Annotated in this window: 13 protein-coding genes and 2 tRNA genes; 9 read left to right on the top strand and 6 right to left on the bottom strand. The window is 61.7% G+C overall.

The window, feature by feature from the left end:
- Positions 1-44 precede the first annotated feature (44 nt).
- The 3 genes from FA94_RS11110 to FA94_RS11100 all read right to left on the bottom strand — a co-directional run bounded on the left by FA94_RS11110 (position 45) and on the right by FA94_RS11100 (position 5,361).
- Entirely contained in the window at positions 45-2,543 is a 2,499-nt protein-coding gene (locus tag FA94_RS11110) for an acyl-CoA dehydrogenase (protein ID WP_035550788.1), read from the bottom strand.
- A gap of 320 nt (positions 2,544-2,863) precedes the next feature.
- Positions 2,864-3,760, bottom strand: coding sequence for a TetR/AcrR family transcriptional regulator (locus FA94_RS11105; protein WP_035550786.1), 897 nt, complete (start codon positions 3,758-3,760; stop codon positions 2,864-2,866).
- A 386-nt stretch (positions 3,761-4,146) separates the two neighbouring features.
- The gene (locus tag FA94_RS11100; RefSeq protein ID WP_035550784.1) at positions 4,147-5,361 is read right to left on the bottom strand and encodes an MFS transporter; all 1,215 of its coding nucleotides are present in this window, start codon (positions 5,359-5,361) and stop codon (positions 4,147-4,149) included.
- Positions 5,362-5,781: 420 nt separating this feature from the next.
- Between FA94_RS11100 and FA94_RS11095 the strand changes: the two genes are divergently transcribed.
- The 3 genes from FA94_RS11095 to FA94_RS11085 all read left to right on the top strand — a co-directional run bounded on the left by FA94_RS11095 (position 5,782) and on the right by FA94_RS11085 (position 8,994).
- Positions 5,782-6,156 carry an MAPEG family protein gene (locus tag FA94_RS11095; RefSeq protein WP_035550782.1) on the top strand — a complete coding sequence of 125 codons (375 nt, stop codon included), beginning with the start codon at positions 5,782-5,784 and terminating at the stop codon, positions 6,154-6,156.
- A gap of 188 nt (positions 6,157-6,344) precedes the next feature.
- A complete protein-coding gene (locus FA94_RS11090) occupies positions 6,345-7,676 on the top strand; it encodes a chloride channel protein (RefSeq protein WP_035550778.1) in 1,332 nt (443 codons plus the stop codon).
- Between the two features lie 265 nt (positions 7,677-7,941).
- Complete coding sequence (locus tag FA94_RS11085) at positions 7,942-8,994, top strand: hypothetical protein (protein ID WP_156126610.1); 1,053 nt, start codon at positions 7,942-7,944, stop codon at positions 8,992-8,994.
- Between the two features lie 194 nt (positions 8,995-9,188).
- Here FA94_RS11085 and FA94_RS11080 read toward each other — a convergent pair.
- A tRNA-Leu gene (locus FA94_RS11080) sits at positions 9,189-9,275 on the bottom strand.
- A gap of 238 nt (positions 9,276-9,513) precedes the next feature.
- Positions 9,514-9,600, bottom strand: a tRNA-Leu gene (locus FA94_RS11075).
- 342 nt (positions 9,601-9,942) lie between these two features.
- On the opposite strand from FA94_RS11075, the gene rnr reads away from it, so the two are divergent.
- The 3 genes from rnr to rpiA all read left to right on the top strand — a co-directional run bounded on the left by rnr (position 9,943) and on the right by rpiA (position 14,165).
- Positions 9,943-12,450 carry a ribonuclease R gene (gene rnr / locus FA94_RS11070; RefSeq protein WP_035550772.1) on the top strand — a complete coding sequence of 836 codons (2,508 nt, stop codon included), beginning with the start codon at positions 9,943-9,945 and terminating at the stop codon, positions 12,448-12,450.
- A gap of 199 nt (positions 12,451-12,649) precedes the next feature.
- On the top strand, positions 12,650-13,393 hold the full coding sequence (gene rlmB / locus FA94_RS11065) for a 23S rRNA (guanosine(2251)-2'-O)-methyltransferase RlmB (protein ID WP_035550768.1): 744 nt from the start codon (positions 12,650-12,652) through the stop codon (positions 13,391-13,393).
- A gap of 76 nt (positions 13,394-13,469) precedes the next feature.
- Positions 13,470-14,165 carry a ribose-5-phosphate isomerase RpiA gene (gene rpiA, locus FA94_RS11060; RefSeq protein WP_035550766.1) on the top strand — a complete coding sequence of 232 codons (696 nt, stop codon included), beginning with the start codon at positions 13,470-13,472 and terminating at the stop codon, positions 14,163-14,165.
- Positions 14,166-14,347: 182 nt separating this feature from the next.
- Here the strand turns inward: rpiA and FA94_RS11055 are convergent, their stop codons facing one another.
- Positions 14,348-15,544: a glycosyltransferase family 4 protein gene (locus FA94_RS11055; RefSeq protein ID WP_231584927.1), complete on the bottom strand. Its 1,197-nt coding sequence runs from the start codon at positions 15,542-15,544 to the stop codon at positions 14,348-14,350.
- A gap of 357 nt (positions 15,545-15,901) precedes the next feature.
- Between FA94_RS11055 and FA94_RS11050 the strand changes: the two genes are divergently transcribed.
- From FA94_RS11050 to FA94_RS11040, 3 genes are all read left to right on the top strand, one after another.
- Positions 15,902-17,119, top strand: a complete 1,218-nt coding sequence (locus FA94_RS11050; RefSeq protein ID WP_035550761.1) for a glycosyltransferase family 4 protein — start codon at positions 15,902-15,904, stop codon at positions 17,117-17,119.
- Positions 17,120-17,497: 378 nt separating this feature from the next.
- On the top strand, positions 17,498-17,728 hold the full coding sequence (locus tag FA94_RS11045) for a type II toxin-antitoxin system HigB family toxin (protein WP_231584926.1): 231 nt from the start codon (positions 17,498-17,500) through the stop codon (positions 17,726-17,728).
- Positions 17,725-18,147 (top strand): helix-turn-helix domain-containing protein, encoded by a 423-nt coding sequence (locus tag FA94_RS11040; protein ID WP_035550756.1) that lies wholly within the window; start codon positions 17,725-17,727, stop codon positions 18,145-18,147. The genes FA94_RS11045 and FA94_RS11040 overlap by 4 nt, the downstream gene beginning before the upstream one ends.
- Positions 18,148-18,235: the final 88 nt, after the last annotated feature.

Here is an 18,235-nt window from a genome sequence, read left to right as displayed (position 1 = left end):
GTGCGCCATCCCCGGATGTTTTTTTCATACGGTTCTTTCCGCGCTCAAGCTGCCATTTCCAACGCCTTTTCGAGCGACTCCTTGCGCTTCTGCAAACTCGCGAACAGGTCGAAGTCGGCGGGGAAGTCGTCGACCTTCACGACGTGCGCGCCGTAGCGGGCATAGTCGTCCAGCACGCGGCGCTCGTCGGCGTCGATCAGGCCTTGGCGCTGCGCCGCGTCGGTCCACGCGCCTAGTTGCGGCAGGCTTTGCGGCATCGGTTCGAGCAGGCCCTGCTTGACGGCTTCACGCAGCTTCTGGTCGATCTGCGTGAAGCGCGGATTCAACTGGAACACCAGTTCGCCGTAGCCGAGCGCATCCACGTCGGGATGCGGCACGTACGAGTCCGACACCAGGCGGTCGCGCGCCGCGCCGGGCGTCTGCATCAACTCGGCGATCTCGCTGCCGAGACTGTCGGCCGGCTCGCGGTACGGCAGCCCGAACGGGAACGCGAGCACGCGCACGAGGCCCGCGGCGAGGCGGTTCGGATAGTTGGCGAGCACGCCGTCGAGCGCGTGTTGCGCCTTGTACAGCGAGTCTTCCACCCCCCAGCGCACCAGAGGCAGATCGTCCTGCTGACGGCCTTCGTCTTCGAAACGCTTGAGCGTCGCCGAAATCAGGTAGAGCTGCGACAGCACGTCGCCCAGTCGTCCGGAGAGGCGTTCACGACGCTTCAGATCGCCGCCGAGCACGAACATGGAGACATCGGCGAGCAACGCGAATGCGGTCGATATACGCGTCGCCGCGCGGTAGTACGCGTGCAGCGGCGCGTACGCCGTGCGCGGCGCGGCGATCACCGCGCCGCCCGTGACGCCGTAGACCAGACTGCGCACCACGTTGGACAGCGTGAAGCTGACGTGGCCGAAGAACGCGTCGTCGAAATCGCGCAGGGCTTTCGCGTGATCGGTTTCGCGGGTCGCGGCCATTTCCTTCAGCACGTACGGATGACAGCGAATCGCGCCCTGGCCGAAGATGATCAGGCAGCGCGTCAGAATGTTCGCGCCTTCCACGGTGATCGCGATCGGCACCTGCTGATAGGCGCGCGCGAGAAAGTTCGACGGCCCCATGCAGATGCCCTTGCCGGCGGCGATATCCATGCCGTCGTTGATGACCATGCGGGCGCGCTCGGTGATGTGATACTTCGCGATCGCCGAAATCACCGACGGTTTTTCGCCGAGGTCGACCGCATGCGCGGACAGGCGGCGCGCGGCGTCCATCACGTACAGGTTGCCGCCCATGCGGCCGAGCGCTTCCTGCACGCCCTCGAACTTGCCGACGGCGGTGCGGAACTGGCGGCGTACCGCCGCATAGGCGCCGGTGCCGCGCACGGCGATCTTCGCCATGCCCACATTCGACGACGGCAGCGAAATCGCCCGGCCCGCCGCAAGACATTCCATCAGCATGCGCCAGCCGTTGCCGACCTGCGCGCGGCCGCCGATCACCCAGTCGAGCGGAATGAAGACGTCCTTGCCCGAGTTCGGACCGTTCTGGAACACCGCATTCAACGGCCAGTGACGGCGGCCGATATTCACGCCCGGATGGTCGGTCGGAATCAGCGCGCAGGTAATGCCGGGTTCATCGTTCGAGTCGAGCAGATGGTCGGGATCGAGCGCGCGGAACGCGAGGCCGAGCACGGTTGCGATCGGACCGAGCGTGATGTAGCGCTTGTCCCAGGTGACGCGAAAGCCCAGCGTTTCACGGCCTTCGAACGTGCCCTTGCAGACAATGCCGACGTCGGGAATCGCTGCGGCGTCGGAACCCGCGTATGGACTCGTCAACGCGAAGCAGGGGATTTCTTCGCCGCGTGCGAGGCGCGGCAGATAGTGGTTCTTTTGCTCTTCGGTGCCGTAGTGCATCAGCAATTCGGCGGGGCCGAGCGAGTTCGGCACCATCACCGAAACGGCGGCGGCCGAGCAGCGCGTGGCGAGTTTCATGATGACCTGCGAATGCGCGTACGCGGAGAACTGTTTGCCGCCGTACTGCTTCGGAATGATCATGCCGAGAAAGCCGCGTTCCTTGATGTACTGCCAGGTTTGCGGCGACAGGTCCTGCCAGATCATGGTGGTTTCCCAGTCGTTCGCGAGATCGCAGAGCTGTTCGCATTCGACGTCGAGGAACGTCTGTTCTTCCGCCGTCAGCGTGGCGGGACCGTAGCCGAGCAGCGTGTCCCAGTGCGGGCGTCCCGAGAACAGTTCGGCGTCCCACCAGACCGTGCCGGCTTCGATCGCGTCGCGTTCGGTCGGCGACATCTCCGGCAGGATCTTGCGGAATACGTCGAGCACCGGTTTCGTGAGCCACGCGCGGCGCAGCGGCTTCACCGCGAGGACAAGGGCAGGGAGGACGAACACAATCGCGAGCAACGTCGTCGCCACCGGGCCCGTTGCGCCGCTGATATGCGCGGCTGCGACCCAGACGACCAGGAAGGCCAGCCACCAGGCGGCGCGCGCCTGAACGTAGACGAGCGCGAGGGCGGCAATATTGAGCACTAGGATGAACCACGGCATGACGTTTCCTCCTGTTTCGATGGTGCGTGCGAACGCCTCCACGGGGCGCGGACGGGCTCGCGTTCTGTTGATTCTGTTTCTGCGGTTCGCGGGCGGCGTTGCCGGTGTCGTGTCTCCGTTCTCGGTTCGACACCGCGACGTCGCTTAGGTGCGGGTTTTAGACGGGCTGTTCGACTCTGCGTTTTTCATGAGCACGTTTCATTCCGCGTTGCGCGTGGACGGACCGTCACGGTGCCGTCCACGTTGAACTGCTCGACGTAGTGCTTTGCTTTTGCGTTGCGTTTGCATTGCTTCTGCTTTGCCTCGCATGCGTGTTGCGGTCAGGCTGTGCCATGCAGCGCGTGCTGAAACGAACTTGCGTCCATCGCGCCGCCGCGATGTTCGTCGTCGCGCGTATCCGCTGCATCCGCATCTGTCGACTGCATTGCGCCTTGCGCCGATTGCGCCGATTGCGTCACGCCGGCGGGGTTCGCCGCCTGCGCGGCGCTTTGCAGCGGACAGTCCGCACCGCTCTCCGTCGCGTCGCCCAGCACCGCGGCGAACGCGGCGAGTTGCGTACTGTCGGGCAGCGGTGCCTTGAGCGCGGCCACCATCAGCGACGCAAGACGCGCGATCAACTGCAGGTCGTTCATCGACTTGCCCTGCGAGAACTCGGAGATCAGGCTGTCGGTATCGGTGCCGGCCAGCACACCCGACAACGCGCCGATCGCGAAGTGCAACCGCCAGCCGAGTTCCTCGCGCGGCAGATGCGGCAACGCACGCTGAAACGCGTCGAAAAAGCGCACGGCCACCGACTCGTAATGCGCATTCAGAAAGTCGCGAATGAAGGACGACGGATCCGTATACGCGCGCCCCAGCAAGCGCAGAAACGCCTTGCCGCCCACCCGCGGATCGCGCGACAAACGCAGTGCCGGAATGAACATCGCGCCGAGCACGTGCTCGCAGGTCAGACGTGCGCCGAGCATGTCGTCGAAGCGGTCGAGCAGCTTGAGACGCTCCTGATTGAGCTTGTCGAGGCGGCGCGACAGCATCGAGTGAATCAGCGATTCCTTGCTGCCGAAGTGATAGTTGACCGCCGCGAGATTCACTTCGGCCCGCGAAGTAATCTGGCGCAGCGACATCGCCTCGTAGCCGCATTCGATAAAGAGGGTTTCGGCGGCGTCGAGGATGCGGGACTTCGTATCGCCGGCGTGCCGGCCTGTTGTGCGAACTGCCATGTTGCGTCTCCCAGTTGCCGGGCGTCCGGCCCGCAAACAAGCGATTCAAATGTTTATTTGAAACAGCCGTTTTTTTCAGGATAAGAAGGATGAGGACTGCGATCAAGTGTCTGCTGTGGACTAACTCCTCTAGAAGACCTGACGAAAGTCTGGCTTTCCCGGTTTGCGCGGTGCGTCAAAACGCGCGGAAATAAAAAAGGCCGTTCCGATCGAAATCGGAACGGCCTCGTATGGCGTTGCTACTCTGTTTGGCCCTGCTTATAGCTGCATTCTCTATGCGACGCTGGCTTCGCGTCGTGGCGGATCGAGCCGCCTTTGCGCCTATTGTGCCCTAATGCGGCCGCGAGTGGGCCAGCAAAATAGCTGTTTAGTTCGAACGCTTGAATCTAGGCCACGGCCTCTTTCGCCGACTGCGTCATGTCGATGCCGCGACGCTCGCGGCTAAACGGAATTAGCACCGCGATCACCACCGCGACGATGCCGATCACCGTGCCCATGATCAGCGCGTAGTTGTTGCCGTGCGCTTCCGCGGCGCTCGCTTGCAGCGGGCCGTTGACCGACGCGATCAGATTGCCGAGCTGATACACGAGACCCGGGAACGTGGCGCGGATTTCATCGGGCGAGATTTCGTTCAGGTGCACCGGAATCACACCCCATGCGCCTTGTACGGAGATCTGCATCAGGAATGCGCCGAGCGCGAGCAGAATCGGCGTGCTCGAAAACGCCCACAGCGGCAGCACCGGCAACGCGATCAACGCGGCGATAAAGATGGCGCGCTTGCGGCCAATCTTCTCCGACAACGAGCCGAAGAACAGCCCGCCGCAAATCGCGCCGACGTTCAGCGTGATCGTGATCCACGACACCGTGTGCGCGTCGAACTGATGCTGCACGCGCAGGAAGGTCGGATACAGATCCTGCGAGCCGTGCGAGAAGAAGTTGAACGCGGTCATCAGAATGATCGCGTAGATCGACAGGCCGACGTTCTGCTTCAGCGTAGCGAGCAGACCCGGACGGGTTTTCTTTTCGAGCGTCTTGAACGCGGGCGACTCCGGCACGTGCGCGCGCACATAGAGCACGAGCAGCGCGGGCAACACGCCGACGAAGAACATGCCGCGCCAGCCGATGTATTGATAGAACACGCCGAACACCACCGACGCGAGCAGGTAGCCGCTCGGGTAGCCGGCCTGCAGCAATCCGGAGACGAAGCCGCGCGATTTCGGCGGGACGGTTTCCATGGTCAATGCGCCGCCGACGCCCCATTCGCCGCCCATCGCGATACCGAACAGCGCGCGCAGCACGAGCAGGGTGGCCAGGTTCGGCGAGAAGCCGGACAGCAATTCGAGCAGCGAGAAGCACGCGATGTTGACCATCAGCGTGGGACGGCGGCCGTATTTGTCGGCGAGCCAGCCAAAAATCAATGCGCCGACCGGACGCATCATCAAGGTCAGCATGATGCCGAAGGCAACCGCCGGGATTTTCGTATTGAACTCCGCCGCGATATCTTTCAATACGAACACCATTAGAAAGAAATCGAATGCGTCGAGTGTCCAGCCCAGATAGGCGGCGATCGTGACGTTTCTCTGTTCCCGTGTCCAGCTCATTGATTGTTCTCCTGAGTCTCTAATAACCCGTGTGTGACGACGGGCGGCTCTGCAGCCCCGCAGCCCCGTGGCATGGGCTTTGAGCGAGTGTACGCCGAGCGTTAAGCGCTTGCATGAATGAACGCACTTTTATCCGTATTAATCCCTGGAACGGAATTGATGCCGCATTGCGATGCAGGCTTTATGTTTGGTTAATGTAATTATTGTATTGATTCTGTTTTATTTTAAGTTGGTTATTTGTAATGTTTGTTTAATGTCGGTTCGAGTCGGGAAAGGGTCGATTTGATAGCTGCATGGCGGGCGCGGATAGAGGCGCCGCTCGCATGATTCCGGTTGGCGGCGTGCGAAGACGGCGGGTATAACAGCGGCTCACGGCGTCCGCGCTGCGGTGACTACATTGACAGGGGAGACCAGCAAACTATGACCATTCCGCATCTATGCCTGCTGATTGTTGCGCTGCTGCCGTTTCCGTGGACGATGCTCGCGAAAGGCAGCAAGCGTTACGACAACCGTGCACCGCGTGCGTATCTCGCCGGACTCGACGGCTGGCGCGCGCGTGCGCAAGCCGCGCATCAGAACGCGTGGGAAGCGCTGGCGATGTTCACTGCTGCGATCGTCGTGGCCGCCCAGGCGGGCGGGGCGAGCACGAGGGTCGACGCGCTGGCGATTGCGTTTGTCGTCGCCCGTGTGCTGCATGGCGTGTTTTATGTCGCGAATATGGCGTCGCTGCGTTCGCTGGCGTGGTTTGTCGGCGTGGCGTGCGTGGTGTCGATCTTCGTTGTGTCGATGCATTGAGTCGGGCGGATTGCGTTGTTGTTTCGGTGACGCGCAAGCGGCCCCCACCGAAACAACCACGCCCGAAAGGCAGGGCGTCTAACCTATGCGTTAAGCGCATTAGTCGATATTAAAAATTAATTGGACTCATGCTGCGTTGCGAAATAATATGGCGAAATTCTCTCCCCTTTTGCTTCCGCTTACGCGCTATGTCCGTCAAATCCCTCACTTCACAACCGGTGCGCCGCGAACGGGGTTCGCTGCCGGCGCTGGCCGTGGTCACCTTGCTGACCGGCCTCGGCGCCGGTCTCGGCGGCATGTTGCTCGCGTTGCTGCTGCACGGCATTCAGCACCTTGCCTACGGTTATAGCGTCACCCATCTGATCAGCAGCGAAAGTTTTCTGCAGGGCGTGAGCGCCGCGGCGCCCGAGCGTCGCGTGCTCGTGCTGATGTTGTGCGGACTGGTGGCGGGGCTCGGCTGGTGGGCGCTGTATCGTTTCGGCCGCCCGCTCGTGAGCATCCGGCAAGCCGTCAAATCCGACGATCCGCAAATGCCGCCGCTGAGCACAACCGTTCACGCTGTGCTGCAGATCGTCACGGTCGCGCTGGGTTCGCCGCTCGGCCGTGAGGTGGCGCCGCGTGAGATCGGCTCGATGCTGGCCGGCTGGCTGTCGCGGCGGGCGGGGTTGTCGGTCGCGCAGAGTCGCATCATGGTGGCGTGCGGCGCGGGCGCTGGGCTTGCCGCGGTCTATAACGTGCCGCTCGGCGGCGCGGTGTTCGTGCTCGAAGTGCTGCTCGGCACATTCGGCTGGACGGCGTTGGTGCCGGCGATCGTGACGTCGGCGGTGGCCGCGCTGGTCGCGCAGGCGGGGTTGGGCAACGAGCATCAGTACCTCGTGCCGTCGCTGACGCTGAGCGCGTCGCTGGTGGTGTGGTCGGTTGTGTGCGGGCCGATTTTCGGTGCGGCGGCGTGGGGTTTCACCGAGATCACGAAGCGTTCGCGCGCAGCGGCGCCGAAGGATTGGCGTCTGCCGGTGTTGTCGCTGCTGAACTTCGCGATCGTCGGCGTGCTGGCCATGCATTTTCCGCAACTGCTCGGCAACGGCAAAGGACCGGCGGGCCTCGCGTTCGACGGCGGCTTGACGATCGGCCTCGCCGCGATGCTGCTGGTGCTGAAGGTCGTGATCACCGTCAGCAGTTTACGCGCGGGCGCCGAAGGCGGTTTGCTGACGCCGGGACTCGCGAATGGCGCATTGCTCGCGATCGTGCTCGGCGGACTGTGGAGTCTGGTGTGGCCGGGCGCCTCGTTGGGCAGCTTCGCGGTAGTCGGTGCGACGGCGTTTCTGGCCGCTTCGATGCAGATGCCGATTACGGCTGTCGTGCTGATGTTCGAATTTACCCGCGTGAGCCAGGACTTTTTGATTCCTGTGCTGTTCGCCGTCGGCGGCGCGTATCTGGGTTTTCAGGCGTGCGCGAAGTGGTTGCCGTCGCTGCAGTTGGGTTTCGGTTTCAATTGGGGCGCGGGGAGTAAAGCGCGATAAGTTTTTTGCGCGTGGCCTCTGGCCTTTGCGGACGTTGTTATACGGTCGGCGCGAAGGCCTACTACTCGCCGCGTCGTCCCGCCCATTCGCGGTTTCTTCCAAGGCCATTGCAGGGCGGCCCCTGCGATAGAGTTCGCCAAGCCTGGTCGCTATGATTTTAATCCCCTCTATAATGCTACCCTAAGAAATAAGACAAAAAATCAGGTTGCTGTATTTCGCAAATTTTTTGAATAGTGGTGGTTTATTTGTGATCGGGGAATCATCTATGGATGATCGTGTTTTTTTGTTAAAACCGTGCAGGGCTACTGATGCTCAGCCGGCAATGAGTCCAGTCAGGGTGGCGGCGAAGCAGTTGGCGGGCATCGAAACATGCGTGATATTGGATCTGAATATTCTCAATCGTTTCAAGGAATATCTGGGCTGTTCAGCCGTTGGTCGATCTGAAGAGTTACGTGGCGATATCGAATCAATAAAAAAATATCTCGATACCCCCTTCATGCTGACAGCGGCGGGTTTTGCTCTGGGTGAGGCGGACGAGTCTTATCTGGACGCGCTGGTCGATTCGTATGAGAGCTTTCTGAAAGCTGAGTTGCCTGGGTATGTCGATGCTCCAAATTCCGTTCCGGCCGGAACAGATCGTGTCCGGTCACGTAAATATCTGCTCTTACCGGAATCGGAACAACAGCTTTTCTCTGTTGCGCATCTCGCGCTACTCAAGATCCACGATATCCTTATCCATGAGAAAAAGGCATCGCCGGAGGCCAGGCTTGACCTGTACCTTGAATATATGGATGGCGTTGCCGACGTTATTCCGGGTATTGAAACAGAAGTTGCGAAGCACTGCTTTTTTGTTTCGCCCGAAGAATCGGGCGATGAATTTACAAAAAAATCCAGATCGGTGCGGAAGAATTTTAATAAAGGAGGAAAAGGAGAAGTGCGGGTCGATAGAGTTCTGAATGGAGCACGAGACATCATGTACATTCGAAGTGCTGCGATGATGGATGGTAAGAGTCTCGACGGCAAGGTTCAGGACACGTGGTTGCTCACGTGTGACGCGGGCGTCGCGGCACTTAGTAATCTGATTTACTTTTACCCGGTGGAGGGCGAAAGGGCGAAATTCACCACGTTCGTCGATAGCTCCTTTCGGGAAAAGAATAGCTTTTGGCGTTATGCCGACCGGACAACGGAAAGTCTTCTAAAGGAGCGGAGTTCGACTCGCCATAACAGGCAGGGCTTCTGTGACGAGGCGCACATCCGATCACTCACGGATCTGGCGCGAGAGCTCAGTGTGAGCCTTGCGAAGCCATCACAAGTCTGAATGCGTCGGTTGACGGCAGCGTACACGCGTCGAGCCCAATAGCGAACGATGCTTGTGGAAGAGACTGATCCGATCAGCGAGGAGGTCGGTACGAAGTAGGGTGCCGAAAGTCTTCGGACAAACAAAAAACCCCGTAAGACGATTAATCTTACGGGGTTTCTCGAACTACTTTCGGCTTAAGCCGGAACAACTTGTGGTGCCCAGGAGAGGACTCGAACCTCCACGGTGTTGCCACCGCTAGGACCTGAACCTAGTGCGTCTACCAATTCCGCCACCTGGGCACGTGTTCAAACTAGACCGCTATTTTAGCGTGAAGATTCAGCGTGTCAACCCTGCCGACAAACAAACTTCGCTGCTTCAACCGCCCGGTTAAATCGTGCGGCGAAGTGAAACTTCACCACCGACTACCGTCCTGCCAACTCCATGAAAACTACCCGATTGCTTCCCAACCGCGGGAACCGGATCAACTAGTCTCACACAAAAAGTAAAGCCGCCCGTAGGCGGCTTTACTTTTGAATCTGGTGCCCAAGAGAGGACTCGAACCTCCACAGTGTTGCCACCGCTAGGACCTGAACCTAGTGCGTCTACCAATTTCGCCACCTGGGCAGGTGATGAACTGCAAAGAACGCCATTATAGCGACCGATTCAGGCCTGTCAAGCGTTTCTGGGAAGTTTCTAAGAACTTGCTTAAACATCGCGATAGCGAGTCCGCACGCGTTTCGCGACGACGTCATATCGACGGCACAGCGACTATTGACGGGCCGCTTGGCGTACGAGACGGGTGTTAGAATGCCCCGCAGTAGTTCGTTGGCACGGTGCACACACGCCCGTCGGACTCAGCCTTGAACGAGCCGGACCCGAGAGGGGTCTTTCCTGTGCAATCGCAAGTGCAACTCAAGCGCCAAGCAAACGCTTCCTAAAGCCGAGCCACATCGCCGACCGACGTCCATGCAACGAGAAAAAATCATCGACAAGCCCTTGAGCAAATTCCCGTATCCGATTCCAAGCCGCGAAGAAATTCTGGGCGTCCTGCGCACGAGCGAAGCGCCACTGGCCGCGAACGACATCGCCGAAGCCCTGTCGATCAAGCGCCAGGAACGCGAAGGATTTTTCAAGCGCTTAGGCGCCATGGAGCGCGACGGCCAGATCCGGCTCGATCAGCGCAATCTCTACCAACTCACGCATCCGTCGAACTTCGTCGGGGGCCGTGTGCAAGGTCATCGCGACGGTTTCGGTTTCCTGATTCGCGACGACGGCCAGGACGATCTGTTCCTGCCCACCGGCGAAATGCAGAAGGTCATGCACAACGACCGCGTGCTCGCGCGCATCGTCGGGTATGACCGGCGCGGGCGTCCGGAAGGCCATATCGTCGAGGTCACGGACCGCGCCAACAAGCGCGTGATCGGCCGTCTGCTGAACGAGAACGGCGCGTTGATCGTGGCGCCTGAAGACAAGCGTATCGGCCACGACATCCTGATCCAGCAGAACACCAAGAAGGCCAAGGTCGGCCAGGTGGTGGTGGTCGAGCTGACCGATTTCCCGAGCCGTCATTCGCAGCCGCTCGGCCGCGTGGTGGAAGTGCTCGGCGATATCGACGATCCCGGCATGGAAATCGAAATCGCGGTGCGCAAGTACGGCGTGCCGCACGAGTTCAGCCAGGCCGCGCTCGACGAAGCCGCCAGGCTCCCCGACGAAGTCCGTCCGGTGGACGCGCGGCATCGCATCGATCTGCGCGACGTGCCGCTCGTCACGATCGACGGCGAAGACGCGCGGGACTTCGACGACGCCGTGTACTGCGAGCCGGTGCAGGTGGGCCGTGGCGATGGCTTCCGTCTGATCGTGGCGATCGCGGACGTCTCGCACTACGTGCATCCGAAGAGCGGGCTCGACGCCGACGCGATCGAACGTAGCACCTCGGTGTATTTCCCGCGCCGCGTGATTCCGATGCTGCCGGAGAAGCTGTCGAACGGTTTGTGTTCGCTGAATCCGCACGTCGACCGTTGCGTGCTGGTGTGCGACATGATCGTCACCGCGCGCGGCGAAGTGAAGGCCTATCAGTTCTACCCCGGCGTGATCAATTCCGCCGCGCGTCTGACCTACACGGAAGTCGCCGCGGTGCTGAAAAACACCAAGGGTCCGGAGGCCACGCGCCGCGCTGCGTTACTGCCGCAGTTGCAGAATCTGTACGGCGTGTACAAGTCGTTGTTCGCGGCGCGTCAGAAGCGCGGCGCGATCGACTTCGACACCACCGAGACGTACATCGTCTGCAATGCGCAGGGCAAGATCGAACAGATCATCCCGCGCACCCGCAACGACGCACACAAGCTGATCGAGGAATGCATGCTGGCCGCGAACGTCTGCGCGGCCGATTTCCTCAAGCGCAACAAGCATCCGGGTCTGTTCCGCATCCACGCGGGCCCGACCCCGGAAAAGCTCGAGAATCTGCGTACGTTCCTGCGCGGCATGGGCCTCTCGCTGGCCGGCGGCGACAAACCGCACGCGAGCGACTACGCCGCGCTGATGGCGCAGATCCGCGAACGGCCCGACGCGCAGATGCTGCAAACCATGCTGCTGCGCTCCATGCAGCAAGCGGTCTACAGCCCGGACAACATCGGCCACTTCGGTCTCGCGTATGAGGCGTATGCCCACTTCACGAGCCCGATCCGCCGTTATCCCGACCTGCTTACGCACCGCGCGATCTACGCGATCCTGCAGGGCCGCAAGTATCAGCCGGAGGCGCCGCAAGGCGTCGAGTTGAACACGGCGCTGTCGCCGCGTGCTCGCGCCATGCAGCAGGCCGACGAAGAAAAACGCGGCCGGGCGCGCGCGAACAATGTGGCGATCTGGGAAGAGCTCGGTCTGCATTGCTCGGCCAACGAACGCCGCGCCGACGAAGCCTCGCGCGACGTCGAAGCCTGGCTGAAGTGCTACTTCATGCGCGACAAGCTCGGCGAAGAGTACGGCGGCATGGTGAGCGGCGTCACGTCGTTCGGTATTTTCGTGCAGCTCGATTCGCTGTTTATCGAAGGCCTCGTGCACGTCACCGAACTCGGCTCGGACTACTTCCAGTACGACGAGATCAAGAACGAGTTGCGCGGTGAGCGCACCGGCATCCGCTACCGTTTGTCGGATCGCGTGCGCGTGCAGGTGAGCCGCGTCGATCTGGATGCGCGCAAGATCGACTTCCGCCTCGTGCGCGATACGCCGATCAAGCCGCCGGCAGCGCGTGGCGCGTTGGCCGACAAGTCGTCGGGTGAAAGCGGCGGGGCGCGTGTGCGCTCGTTGCCGCCCATGGACGGCGGTGGTGGCGCCTCCGCGCCGGGAGCACGGCGCAAGAAAGCGGCGCCGGCGCAAACCGCTGCGGTGCAGGAAGCACGCGCGGCGCGCGGTGCGGCGAAGAAGCATGGCGCCGCGGCCAAACCGGCAGTGAAATCGCAGGCTCGCAAGAAGCGCTGAAGCGGCCTTGTTTTAGAACCGCGCGCATCGGGTACGGAGCAACGTACCGGTTGCGCGCGGTGTTCGTTTTAACGCGGTCAAGTAATCGAGCAAAACCTGCAAGCGGGTAGCGTAACGAAGCGCCCAGCCAAGTACTCAAGCTCGTCTTCATCACAGCAGCGCGCGTTGCAGTCGCGCTCAATCAAAGGTTGTATCAGTCATGTCACGTCTCAAGGTTTTATACGGTTTCCACGCAGTGACCGCGCGTATGCGTCACGATGCGTCGACGGTCGAAGAGGTCTATTACGACGCAACGCGTAAAGATCGTCGCATGACCGAATTTCTGCACACGGCGAAAGAAGCCGGCGTGCGTCTGATCGCCGCCGACGAAACGCGTCTGTGGGGACTCTCGCACACCGAGCGTCACCAGGGCGTGGTGGCGCGCGCGACCGACATGCCGCTCGCGCAGAACCTGGCGGAACTGCTCGACGGTATCAACGGTAAGGCGCTGATTCTGGTGCTGGACGGCGTGACCGATCCGCACAACCTCGGCGCGTGTCTGCGTGTGGCGGATGCCGCCGGCGCGCATGCGGTGATCGCCCCGCGCGATCGCGCGGTCGGGTTGAACGCGACGGCGGCGAAGGTCGCGAGCGGCGCGGCGGATACCGTGCCGTACATCACCGTGACGAATCTGGCGCGCGCGCTGCGTGAGTTGAAGGACGCGGGCGTGTGGGTGGTCGGCACGGCGGACGAAGCGACCAAGAGCCTGTACGAAACCGAGCTCGACGGTCCGGTCGCGTTGGTGATGGGCGCGGAAGGCGAGGGCATGCGCCGTCTCACGCGCGATACCTGCGATATGGTGATGCAGATTCCGATGGCCGGCACGGTGGAGAGTTTGAATGTTTCCGTGGCGAGCGGCGTCTGTCTGTTCGAAGCGGTGCGTCAGCGTTCGGTGAAGAAGTAATTCGCGGAAGTAATCCCCGAGCCCCCACGCGCCACTCCGGTAAACTAGCCGTTTTTACTGCACGCCAGCCTCTCCCATGACTCAAGACGAACTCAAGCAACTGGTCGGCCAGGCCGCCGCCGACTACGTGAACGCCACCGTGCCGGAAGGCTCGATCATCGGTGTCGGCACCGGCTCCACCGCGAACTGTTTCATCGACGCGTTGGCCGCCAGCAAGTCGCGCTATCGCGGTGCGGTGTCGAGCTCGCTCGCCACCACCGCGCGTTTGCAATCGCATGGCTTCAAGGTGCTCGACCTGAACGAAATCGATTCGCTGCGCGTGTATGTGGATGGCGCCGACGAGATCGACCACAGCGGCGCGATGATCAAGGGCGGCGGCGGCGCGCTGACGCGCGAGAAAATCGTCGCGTCGGTGTCGGACGTATTCGTCTGTATCGCGGATGCGAGCAAGCTGGTCGACACGCTCGGCAACTTCCCGTTGCCGATCGAAGTGGTGCCGATGGCGCGTACCGCGATCGGCCGCCGCATCACCGCGCTGGGCGGTGTGCCGGTGGTCCGTGTGACGAAAGAAGGCGTGCCGTTCATTACCGACAACGGTAACGAAATCATCGACGTCAAAGGTCTGCGCATTAGCGATCCGCGCACGCTGGAAATGCATGTCAACGCATGGCCGGGCGTGGTGACGGTGGGTCTGTTCGCAGGCCGTGGCGCGAATCTGTGCCTGCTCGGTACAGATACTGGCGTTGAAACGATCGAGTACAGCAAGGACTGATCGAGCTTCGTTTGAGCCGCGCGTGAGTCTGTTGAAAAAGGCTTGCGCGCGCATTCTTCAGTGGGTTTCAAAACCCCACGACGGTCCGCGCGTCCACTAGCGCCGCGACCCAGGCACCAACCGCGCATCAACCACGCATCAACCACGCATCAACCACGCATCAACCTACGCTTCTTCCCGCCTCATCGCGCAGCCCGCCGGATCGCCTGCGTCATCTTCTCCAGATACTGCTCCACCGAAAACGCCGACCGCGCATCATCCCGCGCCTGTCGCGCAAGCCGCTGCGCGAGTACGGGATCGTCCCGCAACGCGCCGATCGCGTCCGCCAATGCGCTGACGTCGCCAGGTTTCACCAACCAGCCATTGTGCCGATGCCGCACGATCTCGGTGACGCCGCCCGCCGCGGCGGCAATCACCGGGCGCGCCGCCGCCATGCCTTCGACGATCACACGGCCAAACGGCTCGGGCTCTGTCGACGTGTGCAGGATCACATCCATCGCGCTCATCCACGCGGGCACGTCGTCCTGAAAGCCCGCGAAGTGCACGCGATCCGCAATCCCTAACGCCGCTGCCTGCTCGTGCAGGCGCTGCGCGTACGCGTCCTCACCAAAGAGCGGCGCACCGACCAGCACAAGATGCGCCCCAGGCAAACGCGCGATCGCGTCGAGCGCGACGTGCTGGCCTTTCCACGGCGCGAGCCGGCCGAACAGACCCGCGAGCCACGCATCGGCGGGCAAGCCGAGCCGCCGCCGCAACGCGGCGATGCCAGCACCGTCGGCACTAGTAACGGCACCGTCGGCACCATCAGCATCTTCCACACGGCTGAACGCAGCCGCATCGATGCCGTTGTAGATCACCGGCACCGAGTCCGCCGCGACACCCGTCAACGCCGCGAGCGAGCGCGCCGAGGCCTGCGAATTCACTATTACCTGATCGACCGCGAAACGCACCAGCCATTTGACGACATTCAACTGCACGCGGCCGAAATGGTTGCGCGTGAGAATATCGTGCTGATACCAGATCACCGGTTTGCGATGCAGCGGTTTGCCGAGCACGCCGAGCACCAGCGCCTTTTGCGTATTAAGAAACAGCACGTCGAAATCGCGTGCGCGCGCGGCGATTACCCGCACCTGGCGAAACATGCCGGGTAGGACGCGCAAACAGTTCCATCCCGACGCGTGTCGCGCGATGCCCGACACGCGCGCATCGCTGATCACCTGCACGCGCGCGCCAAGCGCTTCGAGCCGCGAACGGAACGGACCGTCGGACAGCAGCACGACTTCGCTGTAGGCGGCGCAATGTCCGGCCAGTTGCAGCAGTGCGAATTCGGCGCCGCCGAGCTGTCCGCTCTGATCGACGAACAGCACGGTGGGCGACACGGGCGCACGCGCGGCTTCGATCGTCGTTAAGTCTGAAGCGAAAGGCGCGACAGGCGCAACGGAAGCAACGGAGCCAGCAGAACCCACAGAAGCGCCCAAAGCAGGCGACGCACCAGACGTCTCGATCGGTACAGGCTGAATACGCGGCAAAGCATGAAGAGGAGGCGAAGCGTCGATCGTCGGGCGCATAGGAAGGCGAGTGATTGAGAGGCGCGGATTCGCAAGAGGCGAACCGCGATGCTTAATTATTCGCGCACTGTCGCGCGTCGAATGTGGGCACGCGCACGCACGGCAAACGATGCGACACCTACACTCTTCGCTAAGCCCTGGAGGCGTTTATCAATAGGTGGGGAGATCATGAGAGTGGCGATCGTGCACGACTGGCTCGTCGCACCGGGTGGCGCCGAGAAGGTGCTCGAACAGATCATCGAATGCTTTCCCGACGCGGATCTTTTCAGTCTTGTCGACTTCCTCGAAGACCGCAGGCCGCTCGGCGGAAAACCGGTCACCACGTCGTTCATTCAGCGCCTGCCGTTCGCACGGCGGCGCTATCGCGCGTATCTCGCGTTGATGCCGCTCGCGGTCGAACAGTTCGATCTGTCCGGCTACGATCTGATCATTACGAGTTCCTACGCGGTCGCCAAGGGCGTGCTGGTCGGCCCGGATCAAACCCACGTGAGCTACGTGCATTCGCCCATGCGCTACGCGTGGGATCTGCAGCATCAATATCTGCGTGAAGCGAATCTGCTGACCGGCCCGAAGTCATGGGCCGCGCGTGCCTTGCTTCACTATCTGCGCGGCTGGGACTCGCATTCGGCGAACAGCGTCGATCGTCTGATCGCGAATTCGCAATTCGTCGCACGACGCGTGATGAAAACCTATCGACGTGATGCGGCCGTGGTGCCGCCGCCCGTCGACGTGCACGAATTCGAACTGTGCACGACCAAGGAAGACTTCTATCTGACCGCGTCGCGGATGGTGCCGTATAAGCGCATCGATCTGATCGTCGAGACGTTCAGCGCGACGCCGCACCGGCAATTGATCGTGATCGGCGATGGGCCGGAAATGGCGGCAATTCGCGCCAAGGCCGGCCCGAACGTGACGATTCTCGGCTACCAGCCCTTCGAAGTGCTCAAGGACCATTTGCAACGCGCGCGCGCGTTCGTGTTCGCCGCTGAAGAAGACTTCGGCATCGTGCCGCTCGAAGCGCAAGCCTGCGGCACACCGGTGATCGCGTACGGCAAGGGCGGGGCGCTCGAAACAGTGGTGCCGATCGGCGAGCCGTATCCCACAGGCGTGTATTTCGCGCGCCAGACCGTGGTGTCGATGCTCGGCGCGATCGATCGTTTCGAACGGCAACGTGACCAGATCACGCCGGCCGCGTGTCGCGCGAACGCCGAACGTTTTTCGGCGGCGGTGTTCCGGCGCGCGTTCATGGCCGAAGTCACGCGCACGATCGCCGCGGGCGGGCTGCGCCAACGGCTTAGCATCGTGGAACGCAACGAACCGGACCTCGCCGCGCCCGAGTTGGGATGGTCCGGCGAGCCGGCACAGGAAAGCAGTTGGGGACGTTGAAGCACGCGTGCGCAGGAATATGGTTTAAACCGGCGCGTGTGTGCGCGTACGTGTGCGTCTGCTCGCGACGATGCGCACGCATGCGCCGCCAGCAGTCCGCGCGACCGTTCGACGTCGCCAGGTTGTCTCGTTATTCGCATATTGCGAAGTTCGCGCAACGCGAATAAAATGCTTTCAGTCGTACCGCAATACCCGATCAGCAGGCATTTGTCTTATGCCATCCGGCCAGCTATCGGCGCCGTGCCGCAATGTTTAGCCTTGCAGGTAGAGCGTGCATGTTCAGCCCGCCAAACCAGGTGAGGAAATACGATGCGGGTTATTTCAAAGAAGGCGTTGCTGGACTTTATAAACAGACATCCGGGTGCGCGCAGTGCGCTAATGACGTGGTATTCACTGGCGCAGGCTTGCCTCGCGTATGGCTATAACGACCTGAAGCAGACGTTCGCCGCCGTGGACTACGTGCCGCCGCAATACACCGTTTTCGATGTAGGCGGCAACCGGTTCCGGATCGTCGCGGCGATTCACTACAACAGGCAGTCGTTATTCGTTCGTCATGTATTGACGCATGCGGAGTACGACCTTTGGACGAGGAAGAATTTAAACTCATGAATGCCGATCGCCTTCCGGGAGCCTTTCCCGACATCGCTCAAACCTGGGTCGCGCTGCGAGCCCAGTTGCCGATCATGCCCATCCGCAACGAGCAGGATTACCAGCAGATGGTGCGTGTCGCCAACTCGCTCGCCGATCATCTGAACGGCGACGAGGAAGATCCGCTCGCCGATCTGTTCGCGATCGTGACCGACCTGATCGAACGCTGGGAAGAGCAGCACGTGGAGATTCCCAAAGCGGAGCCGCGCGAGGTATTGCGGCATCTGCTGGAAACGCACGGGCTCAAGCAGAAGGATCTGATGGGTATCGCTTCGCCCACCGTGGTGAGCGATATCCTGGCGGGCCGGCGGGCGATCAGCAAAAAGGTCGCCAAGGCGCTCGCCGTGCGTTTTCATACCGACGTCAGCGCGTTTCTGTAAAAACGGCGCAGCGTGGTTTGCGTGCGGCGCATGCATTCAAGCCACGCACCCAAACCACGCTGCGCGCTCGTCGAGAAAACCAGAAGGG

Source organism: Burkholderia sp. 9120 (assembly GCF_000745015.1).
GTDB lineage: Bacteria > Pseudomonadota > Gammaproteobacteria > Burkholderiales > Burkholderiaceae > Paraburkholderia.
This window is presented reverse-complemented; position numbering and strand designations above follow the sequence as displayed.

What these genes read in the sequence shown, in the direction of transcription:
- FA94_RS11110 (WP_035550788.1), bottom strand. Translation starts at nt 2,543, where the DNA reads ATGCCGTGGTTCATCCTAGTGCTCAATATTGCCGCCCTCGCGCTCGTC.
- FA94_RS11105 (WP_035550786.1), bottom strand. Translation starts at nt 3,760, where the DNA reads ATGGCAGTTCGCACAACAGGCCGGCACGCCGGCGATACGAAGTCCCGC.
- FA94_RS11100 (WP_035550784.1), bottom strand. Translation starts at nt 5,361, where the DNA reads ATGAGCTGGACACGGGAACAGAGAAACGTCACGATCGCCGCCTATCTG.
- FA94_RS11095 (WP_035550782.1), top strand. Translation starts at nt 5,782, where the DNA reads ATGACCATTCCGCATCTATGCCTGCTGATTGTTGCGCTGCTGCCGTTT.
- FA94_RS11090 (WP_035550778.1), top strand. Translation starts at nt 6,345, where the DNA reads ATGTCCGTCAAATCCCTCACTTCACAACCGGTGCGCCGCGAACGGGGT.
- FA94_RS11085 (WP_156126610.1), top strand. Translation starts at nt 7,942, where the DNA reads ATGGATGATCGTGTTTTTTTGTTAAAACCGTGCAGGGCTACTGATGCT.
- rnr (WP_035550772.1), top strand. Translation starts at nt 9,943, where the DNA reads ATGCAACGAGAAAAAATCATCGACAAGCCCTTGAGCAAATTCCCGTAT.
- rlmB (WP_035550768.1), top strand. Translation starts at nt 12,650, where the DNA reads ATGTCACGTCTCAAGGTTTTATACGGTTTCCACGCAGTGACCGCGCGT.
- rpiA (WP_035550766.1), top strand. Translation starts at nt 13,470, where the DNA reads ATGACTCAAGACGAACTCAAGCAACTGGTCGGCCAGGCCGCCGCCGAC.
- FA94_RS11050 (WP_035550761.1), top strand. Translation starts at nt 15,902, where the DNA reads ATGAGAGTGGCGATCGTGCACGACTGGCTCGTCGCACCGGGTGGCGCC.
- FA94_RS11045 (WP_231584926.1), top strand. Translation starts at nt 17,498, where the DNA reads ATGACGTGGTATTCACTGGCGCAGGCTTGCCTCGCGTATGGCTATAAC.
- FA94_RS11040 (WP_035550756.1), top strand. Translation starts at nt 17,725, where the DNA reads ATGAATGCCGATCGCCTTCCGGGAGCCTTTCCCGACATCGCTCAAACC.